This is a genomic window from Streptomyces sp. NPDC012474 (genome assembly GCF_042955185.1).
Classification (GTDB): domain Bacteria; phylum Actinomycetota; class Actinomycetes; order Streptomycetales; family Streptomycetaceae; genus Streptomyces; species Streptomyces cahuitamycinicus.
Genome location: NZ_JBIBEP010000008.1, coordinates 222,700 through 235,861 on the forward strand (window position 1 = coordinate 222,700; position 13,162 = coordinate 235,861).

At 71.3% G+C, this 13,162-nt stretch carries 15 protein-coding genes and 1 pseudogene; 10 read left to right on the plus strand and 6 right to left on the minus strand.

What is annotated here, in order from left to right; all coding sequences use genetic code 11:
• The first annotated feature begins 1 nt into the window (after position 1).
• Genes ACFY9S_RS19835 through ACFY9S_RS19845 form a run of 3 tightly spaced genes read left to right on the plus strand, consistent with a single transcriptional unit; the run spans position 2 to position 1,246 of the window.
• Positions 2 to 466 carry an SRPBCC family protein gene (locus ACFY9S_RS19835; protein ID WP_391130104.1) on the plus strand — a complete coding sequence of 155 codons (465 nt, stop codon included), beginning with the start codon at positions 2 to 4 and terminating at the stop codon, positions 464 to 466.
• Positions 463 to 795, plus strand: a complete 333-nt coding sequence (locus ACFY9S_RS19840; protein WP_391130106.1) for an antibiotic biosynthesis monooxygenase — start codon at positions 463 to 465, stop codon at positions 793 to 795. The genes ACFY9S_RS19835 and ACFY9S_RS19840 overlap by 4 nt, the downstream gene beginning before the upstream one ends.
• Positions 796 to 811: 16 nt before the next feature.
• Positions 812 to 1,246: an SCP2 sterol-binding domain-containing protein gene (locus ACFY9S_RS19845; RefSeq protein WP_391130109.1), complete on the plus strand. Its 435-nt coding sequence runs from the start codon at positions 812 to 814 to the stop codon at positions 1,244 to 1,246.
• A gap of 109 nt (positions 1,247 to 1,355) precedes the next feature.
• On the opposite strand, the gene ACFY9S_RS19850 is transcribed toward ACFY9S_RS19845, so the two are convergent.
• Both ACFY9S_RS19850 and ACFY9S_RS19855 read right to left on the minus strand, forming a co-directional pair.
• Positions 1,356 to 2,096 carry a SchA/CurD-like domain-containing protein gene (locus tag ACFY9S_RS19850; RefSeq protein ID WP_391130112.1) on the minus strand — a complete coding sequence of 247 codons (741 nt, stop codon included), beginning with the start codon at positions 2,094 to 2,096 and terminating at the stop codon, positions 1,356 to 1,358.
• Between the two features lie 110 nt (positions 2,097 to 2,206).
• Entirely contained in the window at positions 2,207 to 2,653 is a 447-nt protein-coding gene (locus ACFY9S_RS19855) for an anthrone oxygenase family protein (RefSeq protein ID WP_391130115.1), read from the minus strand.
• Between the two features lie 204 nt (positions 2,654 to 2,857).
• Here ACFY9S_RS19855 and ACFY9S_RS19860 point away from each other — a divergent pair, with 204 nt between their 5' ends.
• Genes ACFY9S_RS19860 through ACFY9S_RS19880 form a run of 5 tightly spaced genes read left to right on the plus strand, consistent with a single transcriptional unit; the run spans position 2,858 to position 5,832 of the window.
• Positions 2,858 to 3,322, plus strand: a complete 465-nt coding sequence (locus tag ACFY9S_RS19860) for an anthrone oxygenase family protein (RefSeq protein WP_391130118.1) — start codon at positions 2,858 to 2,860, stop codon at positions 3,320 to 3,322.
• Between the two features lie 22 nt (positions 3,323 to 3,344).
• Positions 3,345 to 4,397 carry a methyltransferase gene (locus tag ACFY9S_RS19865; RefSeq protein ID WP_391130421.1) on the plus strand — a complete coding sequence of 351 codons (1,053 nt, stop codon included), beginning with the start codon at positions 3,345 to 3,347 and terminating at the stop codon, positions 4,395 to 4,397.
• Positions 4,398 to 4,455: 58 nt separating this feature from the next.
• Positions 4,456 to 5,205, plus strand: a complete 750-nt coding sequence (locus ACFY9S_RS19870; RefSeq protein ID WP_391130121.1) for an SDR family oxidoreductase — start codon at positions 4,456 to 4,458, stop codon at positions 5,203 to 5,205.
• Between the two features lies 1 nt (position 5,206).
• Positions 5,207 to 5,518 carry an antibiotic biosynthesis monooxygenase gene (locus tag ACFY9S_RS19875; RefSeq protein WP_391130124.1) on the plus strand — a complete coding sequence of 104 codons (312 nt, stop codon included), beginning with the start codon at positions 5,207 to 5,209 and terminating at the stop codon, positions 5,516 to 5,518.
• Positions 5,515 to 5,832 carry an antibiotic biosynthesis monooxygenase gene (locus ACFY9S_RS19880; RefSeq protein WP_391130126.1) on the plus strand — a complete coding sequence of 106 codons (318 nt, stop codon included), beginning with the start codon at positions 5,515 to 5,517 and terminating at the stop codon, positions 5,830 to 5,832. Before ACFY9S_RS19875 ends, ACFY9S_RS19880 begins: the two co-directional genes overlap by 4 nt.
• Positions 5,833 to 6,047: 215 nt before the next feature.
• Here the strand turns inward: ACFY9S_RS19880 and ACFY9S_RS19885 are convergent, their stop codons facing one another.
• From ACFY9S_RS19885 to ACFY9S_RS19895, 3 genes are all read right to left on the minus strand, one after another.
• On the minus strand, positions 6,048 to 7,049 hold the full coding sequence (locus ACFY9S_RS19885; RefSeq protein WP_391130129.1) for a beta-ketoacyl-ACP synthase 3: 1,002 nt from the start codon (positions 7,047 to 7,049) through the stop codon (positions 6,048 to 6,050).
• Positions 7,046 to 8,110, minus strand: coding sequence for a hypothetical protein (locus ACFY9S_RS19890; protein WP_391130131.1), 1,065 nt, complete (start codon positions 8,108 to 8,110; stop codon positions 7,046 to 7,048). Before ACFY9S_RS19890 ends, ACFY9S_RS19885 begins: the two co-directional genes overlap by 4 nt.
• Positions 8,111 to 8,451: 341 nt before the next feature.
• Entirely contained in the window at positions 8,452 to 8,973 is a 522-nt protein-coding gene (locus ACFY9S_RS19895) for a MarR family transcriptional regulator (RefSeq protein ID WP_391130424.1), read from the minus strand.
• Between the two features lie 166 nt (positions 8,974 to 9,139).
• Between ACFY9S_RS19895 and ACFY9S_RS19900 the strand changes: the two genes are divergently transcribed.
• Positions 9,140 to 9,571 carry a DUF6069 family protein gene (locus ACFY9S_RS19900; RefSeq protein WP_391130134.1) on the plus strand — a complete coding sequence of 144 codons (432 nt, stop codon included), beginning with the start codon at positions 9,140 to 9,142 and terminating at the stop codon, positions 9,569 to 9,571.
• Positions 9,572 to 9,679: 108 nt separating this feature from the next.
• Positions 9,680 to 11,584 carry an asparagine synthase (glutamine-hydrolyzing) gene (asnB, locus tag ACFY9S_RS19905; RefSeq protein WP_391130136.1) on the plus strand — a complete coding sequence of 635 codons (1,905 nt, stop codon included), beginning with the start codon at positions 9,680 to 9,682 and terminating at the stop codon, positions 11,582 to 11,584.
• 73 nt (positions 11,585 to 11,657) lie between these two features.
• On the opposite strand, the pseudogene ACFY9S_RS19910 reads toward asnB, so the two are convergent.
• Positions 11,658 to 13,157 (minus strand): annotated as a pseudogene (locus ACFY9S_RS19910) (BTAD domain-containing putative transcriptional regulator); the annotation flags it as partial.
• Positions 13,158 to 13,162 lie beyond the last annotated feature (5 nt).

Here is a 13,162-nt window from a genome sequence, read left to right on the forward strand (position 1 = left end):
CATGGCGCTCACCGACAACACCGTCGTCATCGACGCGCCCATGGAGCTCGTCTGGAAGATGACGAACGACGTCGAGTCCTGGCCCCGGCTGTTCTCCGAGTACGCGTCCGCCGAGATCCTCGGCCGCGACGGCGCCACCGTACGGTTCCGGCTCACCCTGCACCCGGACGAGAACGGCGCCGTCTGGAACTGGGTCTCCGAGCGCACCCCCGACCCGAAGACCCGGACTGTGCGGGCGCGGCGGATCGAGACCGGCCCCTTCGAGCACATGGACATCTTCTGGACCTACACCGAGACCGACGGCGGTGTGGAGATGCGCTGGCGGCAGGAGTTCGCCGTCCGCTCCGGACTGCCGTTCGGCGACAAGGAGATGACCGAGCGGCTCAACACCAACACCCGCCGGGAGATGGCCCGGATCAAGGGGCTGGTGGAGGAGGCCGCCGCGCGGGAGGCGGTGCGCTCGTGACGACGACGCAGGCCGGGCTGCGGGTCCTGCTGCGAATCCGGATCACCCCGGGGCAGGAGGCCGCGTTCGAGGAGCTGTGGCGCGGCCACGCCGAGACCGTGCGCCGGTTCCCCGACAACCACGGCCAGCAACTGCTGCGGGACACCGCCGAGCCCGGCGGCTACACCGTACTGACGGACTGGACGGACGAGCGGTCCTTCCGGGCCTTCGAGCGCAGCGCCGACCAGCAGGCGTACCTCAAGGTGCTCTGGCCGCTGCGGGAAGGCGGCGAGATGCGGCTGCTCGAACCGCTCCACGAACTGTCACCGGCCGCCCCGGCCGAAGCCTAGGGACCAGGAGGAACCGATGAGTACGCAAGCGGAACAGGTGACCGAGCTGATCGACTTGGTCGAGTCGGTGCCGGCCAAGGAGCTGGAGGCCGTGGCGGCCCAGCGGGAGGGCGGCCTGGACGGCGCGCTGACGTTGATCTTCGAGCTGCTGGTGTCGGAGTTCAACCCGGAGAAGGCCAAGGGCCAGGGCGGCGTCTTCCAGTTCGAGATCGCCTCCGGTGAGGGGCCGAAGCTCCACTACGTGCAGGTCGATGCCGGCACCTGCCGGAGCGACAAGGGCCGGCACGAGAACCCCGACATCACCATCGGGATCAAGTTCCCCGACATGCTGGCGATGGGCGTCGGCAAGCTGCCCGGCGCGAAGGCATTCCTGACGGGCAAGCTGAAGCTGCGCGGCAGCCCGCTGATGGGCACCAAGCTCGGCGAGTGGTTCGACCACCCCGAGGTCTGAGGCGAGCACGCCGCGTAGGAGCGATACGGAAACCGCCGCCGGGACCAGCGCCCGGCGGCGGTTTCCGTGCTGTGCGCCGTCGTACGGCCGAAGACGGCGGACGGGGTCGTCAGTCGACGCCCAGCACGGACATGTGCGCGATCGACAGCATGGCCTGCTCGTGCACCAGGGCCAGATAGGCGTCCGGGTGGGCGGGCCGGGAGGCGTCGAGCAGGTACGGCTCCAGCCACGTCTCGGACTTCGTGCCGAAGCAACGTTCCGTCAGATAGCTGACGACATCGTACGGGTGGCCGTCGTACTGGACGACGCGGACCAGGGTGTCCTCGTGCAGGAACAGGGCGGTGCGCACGATCGACGGGTGCTCCGACGACAGCAGCAGCTTCGCCCGGAGGTTGGCGGTGGCGCGTGTGGCGGCCAGTTCCGCGCCCGCGCCCCGGCGCAGCGGATAGCGCAGGGCGACCGTACCGGCCGCGGGCCGCTCGTCGGGGCTGTGCTGTTCCAGCACGGTCATGAAACTGCGGTGGAAGTGCCGCCGGAATCCCTCGGGGGTCTCGGTGTCGCGGGGCTCGGCCAGGTACGGCAGGATCGCCCGCTCGGCCTCGTGCACCCCGTTCTGCACCGACATGTGCCGGGCGATCCGGTCGGCCGAGACGCCGTCGTGGTGGATCACCCGCACCAGGTTGTCCCCCCGGACGAACAGGCCGGTGCCGAGCAGCATCCCGACCGTCTCGCCGGAGCTGTCCTTGATGACGGGCGAGTCGACACGGGTGAAGTTGTGCGGTGCGAAGACCTCCGTGAGTTCGTCCTCGTGGCCGGGACGGACGCGGTAGGTGATGGCGTTCAGTGGCATGGGGGTTTCTCCTCCTCGGCGACGCGCGTTACGCGTCGACGGCCTTCAGGGAGCAGCGGGTGCCGGTGCTTGTGGGGGCACCGGGGGTGGGTGCGGTGCTGGGCGGTGCTTCAGGGAGTGGCGAGTTCCGCCACGGTGACGGTGACCAGGGCCAGTGCGGCCAGTGCCGTACGCAGCCGGTGCCAGGCGCGCCACAGCGGCCGGGGGTCCTGCCAGGGGCCGTCCGCGGCGAGCCCGGCCAGCGAGCGGTTGATCGGCACGTTGCCGAGGTGTGAGACGGCCTGCACCCCGATGAGCAGCACCGACGCGACCGGGAACAGTACCTGGCCCGGTCCGTCGGCGAGCACGCCCAGAGCGAACCCGCTGAGGGTCACGAGGTTGACAAGGATCGGCATCAGCGGGTGGTAGCCCTTGCCCAGCAGGGCGTGGGCCCTGAGGTAGTCGGCGCGGTCCATGACCGACATGGCGGGGCCCACACTGACCAGAACCGCCACGAAGACGCCCGTGACAGTTCCCGTTCCGATCAGCACGAGCCCGATCAGTACTTCCTTGAGCATCACGACTCCCGGTCCCTGGTGGATGTACCGGCCACCCTGACCCCACCTGCTCGATTCGCTGTGGAGGGGTGCTCGACAGTGGGTTCGCAGGGCCCGCGTCCGGCCTGTCGAGCCGTCTTCGAGTCCGCTTCGACCTGGCCCTCCCAGAGTCGGGGCAACGGTCCGCCGTACACGGGCGGCGACCAGGGCGGGAAGGTGACTGTGGTGGATCCGGTCCAGGTACTGATGCCCGGGGCGCTGCTCGCCGGCGGTCTCGCGGCCGGCGGTCTCGCGATCTCCGTGCTGGCGGCCCCGTTGTTCACCACGCTGCCCACCGGAATGTACGTCCCGGTACACAAAGGCCTCGTGACCCGCTTCGACCCGTTCATGCCGCTGTCGCTGCTGAGCTGCCTGCTGTGCGACCTCGCCCTGGTCGCCACGGGCCCCACCACCGCCGTACGGCTGCTCGCGGCCCTCGGAGCGCTGCTGGTGGCCGCGGCCATGACGGTCTCGCTCACCAAGAACGTGCCGATCAACCGATGGCTGTCGACGCTCGATCCCCTGCACCTGCCCGCCGACTTCGACCGCCTCGACCCGCGTGAGCGCTGGATCCGCTGGAACCGCGTCCGGGGCGCGCTCGCCGTCGCCGCGCTGCTGGCGAACGTCAGCGCCGCCGCCGTGCTCATCTGACCAAGGAGAAGGTGTGGACACCATGACCGGAGTGGTCGGCCCGGCGATGACCGCCGCCCTGCCGCCCCACGTACGGCTGCTGCTGCTGACCGACGGCAAACGGATATCCCGGGTGCTGCACGTCGTCGCCGAGCTGGGCGTCGCCGACGAGCTGGCCGGCGGCCCGCTCACGGTGGCCGAGCTCGCCGGACGGACCGGCACCCACGCGGACTCGCTGGGGCGGGTGCTGCGCGTCGCCGCCGCCTTCGGTGTCTTCACCCAACAGCCCGACGGCACCTACGCGCTCACCGACATGGGTGAGGTGCTGCGCACCGACGTGCCCGGCAGCCAACGGGACATGGTGCTGTACAACGGCGACGAGATGCTGTGGCGGTCCTACGGCTCCCTGATGCACACCGTGCGCACCGGCGAGCCCGCCTTCGAGGCCGCCTACGGGCACGGTTTCTTCGAGCACCTGGAGCAGGACCCGCAAGCGGGGGCGCTGTTCGACCGCGCGATGACCGGGATGAGCCGGGCCACCACCCGGATGCTGCTCGACAGCTTCGACTTCGGACGCTTCGGCAAGATCGCCGACGTCGGGGGCGGGCGCGGCTGGTTCCTCTCCGAGGTGCTCCGGCGCCACCCCGAGGTGCGCGGCATGCTCGTCGACCGTCCGGCGGTGGTGGCCGAGGCGCACAAGCTCCTCGACGAGGCGGACGTCGCGAACCGCGTCGAGGTGGTGCCCGGCGACTTCTTCGAGGAGTTGCCGGTCGGCCTGGACGCGTACGTCCTCAAGGCGGTGCTGCACGACTGGGACGACGAGCGGGCCGCCGCGATCCTCGGCCGCATCCGCGACGCCCTAAGTGGCACCCCCGAAGGACGGCTGCTCATCTGCGAGTTCCTGGTCGGACCCGCCAACGAGTGGGACCGCGGCAAGCTCCTCGACCTCGACATGCTCATCCGCTTCGGCGGGCGGGAGCGCAGCGAGCCCCAGTGGCGGGCGCTGCTCGCGAGGGCGGGCTTCGAGCTGGTGAACGAGCCGGTCGCCGGGCGCTGGGCGGTCCTGGAGTGCCGCCCCCTCCCGGTCGACCGGTGAACGAGATCAGACGAACAGACGAATGCGCGGCCACGGTCGCAAGGAAACGGAGGATGGCATGCAGCTTCGACTGGTGGGAAAGAACGCGCTGGTCACCGGCGGTAGCCGGGGCATAGGGCGGGCCGTGGTGCTGGCGCTCGCGAACGCCGGCGCCTCGGTGGTGACCTGCTACCGGCAGGAGGGCGAGGCCGTGGACAGCCTCTCCCGTGAGCTGAAGGAGATCGGCGGCGAGCACGCCCTGGTGCGCGCCGACGTCGGCACGGCCGAGGGGGTCGAGACGCTGCTCGCGGAAGTCCGGGGGAGGTTCGAGACGCTGGACGTGCTGGTCAACAACGCGGGTGTGATCAGCCAGGTCCCCTTCGCCCAGCTGCCGTTCGAGGAGTGGGAGCGGGTGATCAGCACCAACCTCACCGGCCCGTTCATGGTGATCAGCAAGGCCCTGCCGCTGCTGCGCGAGGGCTCGTCGGTCATCAACATCGGCTCGCGCGGCGCCATGGCGGGCATCCCGCTGCGGGGCCACTACACCGCCTCCAAGGCGGGCCTGGTCGGCCTGACCCGCACGCTGTGCAAGGAACTCGGCGGCAAGGGTATCCGGTTCAACGTCGTGGCCCCCGGCGTCATCGACACGTCCTCGCCCGACGAACTGAGCGAGGAGCAGCGCGCCGCCTACGACGAGCGCTACCTCCGGATGATGGCGCTCGGCCGGTTCGGGCGCCCCGAGGAGATCGCCGGCGCCGTGCTGTTCCTGGCGAGCGAGCTGTCCACCTACGTCAACGGCGAGACCCTGCACGTCGACGGGGGTGTCTGAAATGGCCGCACAGCCCGGCACCTTCCGGTTGCTGCTGACCGTCGAGGTCAAACCGGGCATGGAGGCGGACTTCGAGAAGGAATGGGCCGAGGGCAGCAAGGAGGTCACGGCCCAGCGCGCGAACCTGGGCCACACCCTGGCGCGCAGCGCGAAGGAGGCCTCCGTCTACTACGTGGTGAGTGACTGGACCGACCGGGACTCCTTCCTCGCCTTCGAGAGCAGCGTCGAGCACGTACGGCACCGGGAGAAGCTGCACCCGTACCGCACGGGCGGGTCGCTGGCGATGATGCACCTGGTGAAGGTCGCCGGATGAGCGCGGTGCCCGGCCGGGTGCGGGTCCTGCTGCACCTGCGGGCCACCGCGGAGCAGGTGCCCGAGGTCGAGGAGGCGTACCACCGGGTCAGCAAGGACCTGGCGGGCACGCCGGGCCTGCTGGCCAACGAACTGCTGCGCGACGTGGCCGACCCCGGCGCGTACGCCGTGCTCAGCGAGTGGGAGAGCATGGCCGCCTTCCGCGACTGGGAAGTGGGCGCCGGACACCGCGGGACCACCTCGCCGCTGCGCCCCTACCAGGACACCGAACGGCCCAGCCCTTTCGCCCTGTTCGCGGTGGAGGCGGGGTACTGACGCCTCGCTGACCACCGCAGCCCCGCCCTGTGCCGTGAGGAGCATCCCTCTTCACGGCACAGTCGTGTGCCCGGGCGGGGCGGCGGACGCGCGGGGCGGCGGGCTGGGGGAGGACGGGAGGGCCGGCGCGGTGGGTGCGGGGGTGGGCGGCACGAAGCGGGCACCCGGCCAGTACGTCGGCCGGGTGCCCGCTGCCGTTCCGCGGAATCGGGGGCTCAGGGCAGGCGTACCACCTGGCCCGCGTAGACCAGCCCGGCACCGAAGCCGGCCAGGAGGGCGAGACCGCCGCTGGGGGCGCGGCCGGCGGCCAGCAGTTCCTCCATCGCGAGCGGGATGGAGGCGGCGGAGGTGTTGCCGCTGGTGACGATGGACCGGGCGATGGCGGTCCGTTCGGTCAGGCCCAGCTGTTCGACGACGAAGTCGGTGATGAGCATGTTGGCCTGGTGGGGGATGAACGCGTCGAGCTGGTCCACGGTGACGCCCGCGAGGTCGAGCATCTTCCGGGCGGCGGGGACGAGTTCGCCGGTGGCCCAGCGGAAGACCTTCCAGCCCGCCATGGTGATGGCGGGCTGGGCGTCCGGGCGCGTCCCGATGCCGTCGTGCCAGGGTGAGGTCATCTTCAGGGCCGCGTTGCGCGATCCGTCGGCTTGCCAGACCACCGGCCCGATGCCGGGTTCGTCGGAGGGGCCGACGACCACGGCGCCGGCGCCGTCGGCGAAGAGGAAGGCCGTGTCGCGGTCGGAGTGGTCGAGGATGTCCGTCATCCGCTCGGCGCCGATGACGAGGACGTAGTCGGTGCGGGCCAGGCGGACCAGGTCACTGGCGAGCGCGATGGCGTGGCAGAAGCCCGCGCAGGCCGCCGAGACGTCGAAGGCGGCGGCCTTCCCGGCGCGCAGCCGGTGCGCGACCTCGACGGCCACGGCGGGCATCTGCTCCATGGAGGTGATGGTGGCGACGATGACCGTGCCGAGTTGGTCCGCGCCGATGCCCGCGGCTGCGAGTGCCTTCTCGGCGGCGGCGGTCGCCATCATCGGCAGGGTCTCGTCCGGGGAGGCATAACGGCGGGAGCGGATGCCCGAGCGCTTCTCTATCCAGTCGGGGTCGAGTCCGGTCCGTTCGGCGATCTCGGCGTTGGGCACGGACCGTTCGGGCCGGTACGTGCCGACGCCCAGGAGGCGGCTGTGGCGCAGGGACTGGGTGTCCTGAATCGTGGTCATGACTGTCGGTCGTCCTTTCGAGACGCACGGGCGGACTTCGCGGGGGAGTTCCGGCGTCCCCGGTCGGTCAGGCCCCAGGGCTTGTACGTGGAGACGGCCGTCATGAAGACCAGGCAGAGCACGGCGAGGAGGGCCGAGCCGGCCATGGTCCAGCCGACGGTGTCGAGTTCGCCGCCGCGTACGGTGGCGCCCTCGTCGACGAGTTCGTTGGCGCGCAGGATCTGCTGGTGGATGACGGAGAAGCCGAGCAGCATGACGGCCATCGTCAGGAAGAACTTCACGGCGACCCATCTGCGGTGCAGCAGGCGCCACTTGGTGCCGGCGCCCACGACGATGCCGGTGATGAGGGCGAACATGCTGGTCATCCCGAGGAAGATCTCGTCGAGCATCGACATCGTGCGGTACATGGCGGCCTGCTGCTCGGCGTTGTGGGTGGTGGCGCCCGCGACCGACATGGCGAACATGCCGGTGACAAGGCCGAGCCAGCCCACGGAGATGCCCACATGGGCGGTGAGGACCGCCTTGCGCAGACGCTGGGAGACCGTCCGGCTGTCGTCGCGCACGCTTGCCATCCACCGGTTGACGGCGGGGACGTAGAGCAGGACGAGGCCCACGACGGACGGGATCAGGCTCGCCACGGCGAGGCTCGCCTGGAGCGGGCCCACCAGCGGGCGACCGCCGAGTTGGGCGAGGCCGAGGCCGGTGAACAGCAGGCCCAGGGATGTGAACACCGTGAGCAGTACCCGGCCCCACTGGCGGCCGGCCCGGAGCATCTCGGCGAAGAAGCCGAACAGGGCGCAGAAGGCGATGGTCAGGGCCAGGTCACCCGTGGTTGCCGCGCCGGCGACACCGGTTTCGACCTGGTGGGCGATCTCGAAGACGTTGCTGGCGATCGCGGCGAGCGTCGCCACGATCACCATGGCGTAGGCCCAGCCGACGGCGGCCGGCGGGTGGGGGGCGGGTGCCGCGACCGCGGCTGCCGCAAGGGCAGGGCGGGCCACCCGAGTGGGTCCGGCCGCCTGCGGGCCCCGGCTCCGCTCTGTCCGATCAGTCGTACTCACCGTCGCGCCTCCTTCGATCCAAGGCGCGTCCGCCCCACGGCAGCGGGGCTCTGAGCGCCGTCGGTAGCGGGTTCGTGGCGCGCCAAGAGTCGCCGGGCAGCCTCGAAACCCACTCGAAGGCGGGTGGACGGCCCGTTGTCCGGTGCCGCCCCCGGCCGGGGCGGCGCGTGACGAAGGCCCGTGGGGGCGGGGTGGGTCCCGGGGCGGTCGGTTTCCCGGCCGTCCGATGTGGGGGTGGCTGTCCGCCGGGTGGGAGGGCCGGGCGGTCGCACGGTCGTGGGGTGCCCCGCTGGGGCGGGCCCGGGCGGCACGCTCCCGGCCCAGGGGGTGTCGCGGGCGGGTCAGGGACGGCCGGAGTCGTCCAAGGAGTCGACGAACTTGGTGAGGAGGCGGGCGAAGTGCCTCTGCTCGTCGGGGTTCCAGTCCTTCAGGGCGCGGGAGTAGAAGTCCTGGCGGGTGCGGTGCGCGGCGGACACCGCCTCGCGGCCCGTCTTGGTGAGCGCCAGACAGCTGCGGCGGCCGTCCTCCTGGGAGGCGACGCGGCGCACGAAGCCGGACCTGACCGCGTCGGCGACGATCCGGCTGGCTCGCGAGGGGTCGATGGCGAGCCGGTCCGCGACGAACCCGACGGTGACGTCCCGGTCGCTCTCGCTCCTGCCCTCGTCGACCGCGTCGATGACGGAGAGCGTGTTGAGGTTCAGCGGTTCCGCCATCCCCTCTATGACGGGCCGCGCCAGACTGCGCCGGGACTGCCGCCGCCGGATCCGGATCATCGCCAGCTCCACGGAGTTGAGCACGCTGTCCTCCACGGGCGCCTCGTTCCTTGCGCCTGGGGCGCTCCCACGGCCGGTGTCGGCCGGCAGGTCGTCGTTACCACTCACGCCTTCGAGATTACTCGCTCTGGGCATATGACTGGACCGGACATTCCTGAACGTGGAACACTTATATGTCAAACTCATGTATATGCTCGAAGCAATTAGCCGGCTCGTGGGGAGATCATCACGTCCCCAATATCCTGAGGAGTCAGAGATGTCCGCCAAGCCCACCGCCGCCCGCACCCGGAGCACACTGCGTATCCGAGCTCTCGCCGTTCTGGCCACCGTGGCCGTCGGCGCGCTGATCTGGCTCGTGGCCGACACCGTCCTGGACATCGGCCTTCGAGTGCCGGACGGCCCCGGCTCCACCACCACGACGCCGCTCGCCCTCCCGGCCGTACTGATCGGCACTGCCGTCGTCTCCCTGCTCGGCTGGGCCCTGCTCGCCCTGCTGGAGAAGGTGGTGGCCGGCCATGCGCGTGCTGTCTGGACCGTCGTCGCGGTTCTGGTGCTCGTCGTCTCCCTCTTCGCACCGCTGTTCGGCGCGGGTCTGAGCGGCGGCAACCGGGCCACGCTCGTCCTGCTGCACCTCGCGGTCGGTGCGATCCTCGTCCCGGCTTTCCGCCGGAGCGCCGCACTCGCCTGACCGGCGGCGACCCGCGCGCCCCGGCCGGTCCAGCGCCTCTCCACATGGATTCGAGCGCTCGGGCAGATCTTGGAGCCCAGGCACCCCTGCCATGGAAGGAGATCCCCAATGTGCGGCATCGCAGGCTGGGCCGGCCGCGAGGGCGGACCGGTCGGGCAGGAGCGCGGACTCGCGGCCGGCATGGCGCGGACGATGGCCTGCCGGGGCCCGGACGGCTCGGGCGTCTGGGCGGACCGCCGGGCCACGCTGATCCACACCAGACTGGCGGTCATCGACGTGAGCGGTGGCCGCCAGCCCATGACCGCCGGGCCCGACGGACGTACGGACGCCGGCGCGGCCGCGGCGGGGGAGGAGTCGTCCGCGGTCCTCTCCTACAACGGCGAGGTCTACAACTTCCGGGAGCTGCGCGCCGAGCTGACCGGTCTCGGCCACCGCTTCGTCACCCGCAGCGACACCGAGGTGGTGCTCCACGCCTACCTGGAGTGGGGCGAGCGGTGTGTGGAGCACCTGGAGGGCATGTTCGCGTTCGCGGTCTGGGACCCGCGCCGCCGCACGCTGCTGCTGGCCCGCGACCGGTTCGGCATCAAGCCGCTCTACTACGCGCAGACCGCCGGCGGCCTGGTCTTCGGATCCGAGCCCAAGACTTTGCTGGCGCATCCCGCCGTGCGTCCGGTCGTCGACCTCGACGGACTACGGGTGCTGTTCTCGATGGCCCGCGCCCCGGGCGAGAGCGTCTACCGCGACGTCCGTGACCTGCCGCCCGGACACACCCTGGCCTACGGCCCGGACGACGGCGGCGTACGGCTGCGCCGCTACTGGCAGTTGGAGGCCCGCCCACACGAGGACGGCCTCGACGACACCGTGCGTGCCGTGCGCGAGGTGCTGGAGAGCAGCGTCTCCCGCGAGCTGGTCGCGGACGTGCCGCTGAGCGTGCTGCTCTCCGGCGGCCTCGACTCCAGCGCGGTCGCCGCCCTCGCGGCCCGCGCCCTGGCCCGCGAGGGCGGCGACAAGGTCCGCACCGCCACCGTCACCTACAGCGGCTACAGCGACAACTTTCAGCCCGACCTGGTGCGCAGCGCGCCCGACGCGCCGTTCGCGCGGGCTGTCGCCGAGCACGTCGGCTCCGACCACCTGGAGATCGAGCTCAGCACCGCCGACCTCATCGACCCGGTGGCGCGCCGTGCCGTGCTGCGCGCCCAGGACGTGCCCGCCCCCTTCGGGGACATGGACACCTCCACGTACCAGGCGTTCGCGGGGGTGCGGCCGTACTGCAAGGTCGCGCTCACCGGCGAGAGCGCCGACGAGATCTTCGGCGGCTACAGCTGGGTACACATCCCCGACCTGGCGTACGAGGAGCAGTTCCCCTGGGTCGCCTTCGAGCAGTGGCATCCGGGCACCCGGGAGGGGCTGGGGCAAGGGCTGCTGTCCGCCGCGTTCAAGGACCGGCTCGACATGCGCACGTACTACGCGGAGCGGTACGCCGACGCCATGGCCGGCATCCCCCGGCTGGCCGGGGAGGACGCCGAGGAGCAGCGGGCCCGCGAGATCTGCCATCTGCATCTGACCCACTGGCTGCCCCGGCTCCTGGAGCGCAACGACCGGCTGAGCATGATCTCCGGGCTGGAGGTGCGGGTGCCGTTCTGCGACCACCGTCTGGTGCAGTACGCGTACAACATCCCGTGGGCGATGAAGACGTTCGACGGCCGGGAGAAGAGTCTGCTGCGGGCGGCTGTGAGCGACCTGCTGCCCGAGCAGGTTCTGGAACGGCCCAAGGCGCCGTTTCCGGTGAGCCAGGACACGACGTACACCAAGGCGCTGCACGAGGAGTTCGCGGAGGTGCTGGCCGACCCGTCGTCCCCGGTCCTTCGCCTGCTCGACCTGGACAAGGCCCGCCACGTCGTCTCCGCGGAGGGCGAGGCAGAGACCCGTGACTGGCTCCATCGCATGAACGTCGAGATGGCCCTCCAGGTGAATACCTGGCTGGTGGGGCTCGGGGACTGCCTGGAGCTGTGACCTCGGCTCTCCCGGCCGTCCGCTCGTGATCAGGGGCGCCCCGCAGGGCGCCCCTGATCACGAGCGGTCACCGTCAGACAGCGGCATGGGGCGCGGCTGTGCGCAGGGCCGTGCGGAGGAGGTACGGCAGGCGGTACTGGAAGAAGCGGTGGGAAGAGGTGTCGCTGACGAGGCCAACCTCCAGGAGCATGAACTCCACCAGTTCCTCCAGCAGTTCCTCGGTCTCGTCAGGGTTCCGGCCCAGAGCACGGGCCGCGTTCTCCACCGTCAGCACGCCCTCACCCGTTCCGGCCAGCTTGGCCAGCGCGTCACGCAAGGACGGCGCGAGGCCCTGGCAGCGCCGGACGACGTGGTGGAAGGGGGTCGGACGCTGGGAGGAGACGGTCGCTGGACGATCCCTGCTCATCCAGTCGATGAGCTGCCGTATCGACCAGTGCGGTCGCAGCCCGAGCAGACCGGCCGCCTCCACCACGGGGCCCGGCAGTCCGCCGCACAGGTCGATCATCGTGCCCAGTGCGGAGGCGTCGTCCGGGAGACGGTCACGCCCCAGGGCCTCGAGGAAGAGTTCCCCCGACTGGTCCGGGTGGAGCGGCGGTACGTCCACGGGCGTCCCGAGCCGGCCGCCGTACAGACGTCGGTATCCGGCCACCAGCAGGCCCGACCTGGAGTGTGCCGGGACCAGGTCAGTGACCTGGTCGGCGGCACCGACGTTGTCGACCACCAGCAGCACGCCGCGCGTGGCGAGCCAGGACTGGAGGATCCTGGCTCGCCCGGGTCTGGTCGTGGGCAGCTCGGAGCGCCGGCATCCGATTGCCTCCAGCAGCTCCGCCAGAACGTCCTCGACGGTCCGTGGCGCGGCCGGGTCCCCGAAGGACACGTACAGCCGCCCGCCGGGGAAGACGTCGCCCAGACCGTGGGCGACGGCGACGGCGAGGGCCGTGGTGCCCGCGCCGGGCGGCCCGGCCACGGCGACGCACCGCGCGCCGTCCGTGCCGCCCGGCTCCGTGAGCAGCCGGGTGATCCGGGAGATCTCGGCGGTCCGTCCTCGCAGCGGTGTGTCCCGGGGCAGGGCCACCAGGGGCTCGTCATGCGGGCCCTTGGTGTGGGTGCCGATCATTGTGGTCCGCTCCTTGGGCAGGTCGAGCCCGCGGTCGCCGGCCAGTACCTGCTGGTGCAGCCGCTGGAGCTCCGAGCAGGGCTCCAGCCCCAGCTCCCGGGTGAGCAGCCGGCGGATGCGCTGGAAGACCTCCAGGGCGTCCGGGCGCCGGCCCGCCCTGTACAGCGACAGCATGAGCTTGGCGTGCAGTCCCTCCCGGGTCGGGTTGTCGGCGGCCAGGCCGGAGAGTTCGCTGATCAGACGGTGATGGCGGCCGAGGCGCAGATCGGCGTCGATCCGCTCCTCCATCACCTCGTAGCGCTGTTCCTCCAGTCGCAGGGCGTCGATGCCCACGACCGGGCCGGGGGCCAGATCACTGAGAACGGGCCCCCGCCACACGGCGAGGGCCCGGTGGAGCAGATCGGCGGCCTCGGCCACCGCGCCGCGCTCCATGACCTTTCTGCCCCGTGCCGCGAGTTCGG

Coding starts and splice junctions, on each gene's coding strand:
- ACFY9S_RS19835 (WP_391130104.1), top strand. CDS start 2: ATGGCGCTCACCGACAACACCGTCGTCATCGACGCGCCCATGGAGCTC.
- ACFY9S_RS19845 (WP_391130109.1), top strand. CDS start 812: ATGAGTACGCAAGCGGAACAGGTGACCGAGCTGATCGACTTGGTCGAG.
- ACFY9S_RS19850 (WP_391130112.1), bottom strand. CDS start 2,096: ATGCCACTGAACGCCATCACCTACCGCGTCCGTCCCGGCCACGAGGAC.
- ACFY9S_RS19855 (WP_391130115.1), bottom strand. CDS start 2,653: ATGCTCAAGGAAGTACTGATCGGGCTCGTGCTGATCGGAACGGGAACT.
- ACFY9S_RS19865 (WP_391130421.1), top strand. CDS start 3,345: ATGACCGGAGTGGTCGGCCCGGCGATGACCGCCGCCCTGCCGCCCCAC.
- ACFY9S_RS19870 (WP_391130121.1), top strand. CDS start 4,456: ATGCAGCTTCGACTGGTGGGAAAGAACGCGCTGGTCACCGGCGGTAGC.
- ACFY9S_RS19875 (WP_391130124.1), top strand. CDS start 5,207: ATGGCCGCACAGCCCGGCACCTTCCGGTTGCTGCTGACCGTCGAGGTC.
- ACFY9S_RS19880 (WP_391130126.1), top strand. CDS start 5,515: ATGAGCGCGGTGCCCGGCCGGGTGCGGGTCCTGCTGCACCTGCGGGCC.
- ACFY9S_RS19885 (WP_391130129.1), bottom strand. CDS start 7,049: ATGACCACGATTCAGGACACCCAGTCCCTGCGCCACAGCCGCCTCCTG.
- ACFY9S_RS19900 (WP_391130134.1), top strand. CDS start 9,140: ATGTCCGCCAAGCCCACCGCCGCCCGCACCCGGAGCACACTGCGTATC.
- asnB (WP_391130136.1), top strand. CDS start 9,680: ATGTGCGGCATCGCAGGCTGGGCCGGCCGCGAGGGCGGACCGGTCGGG.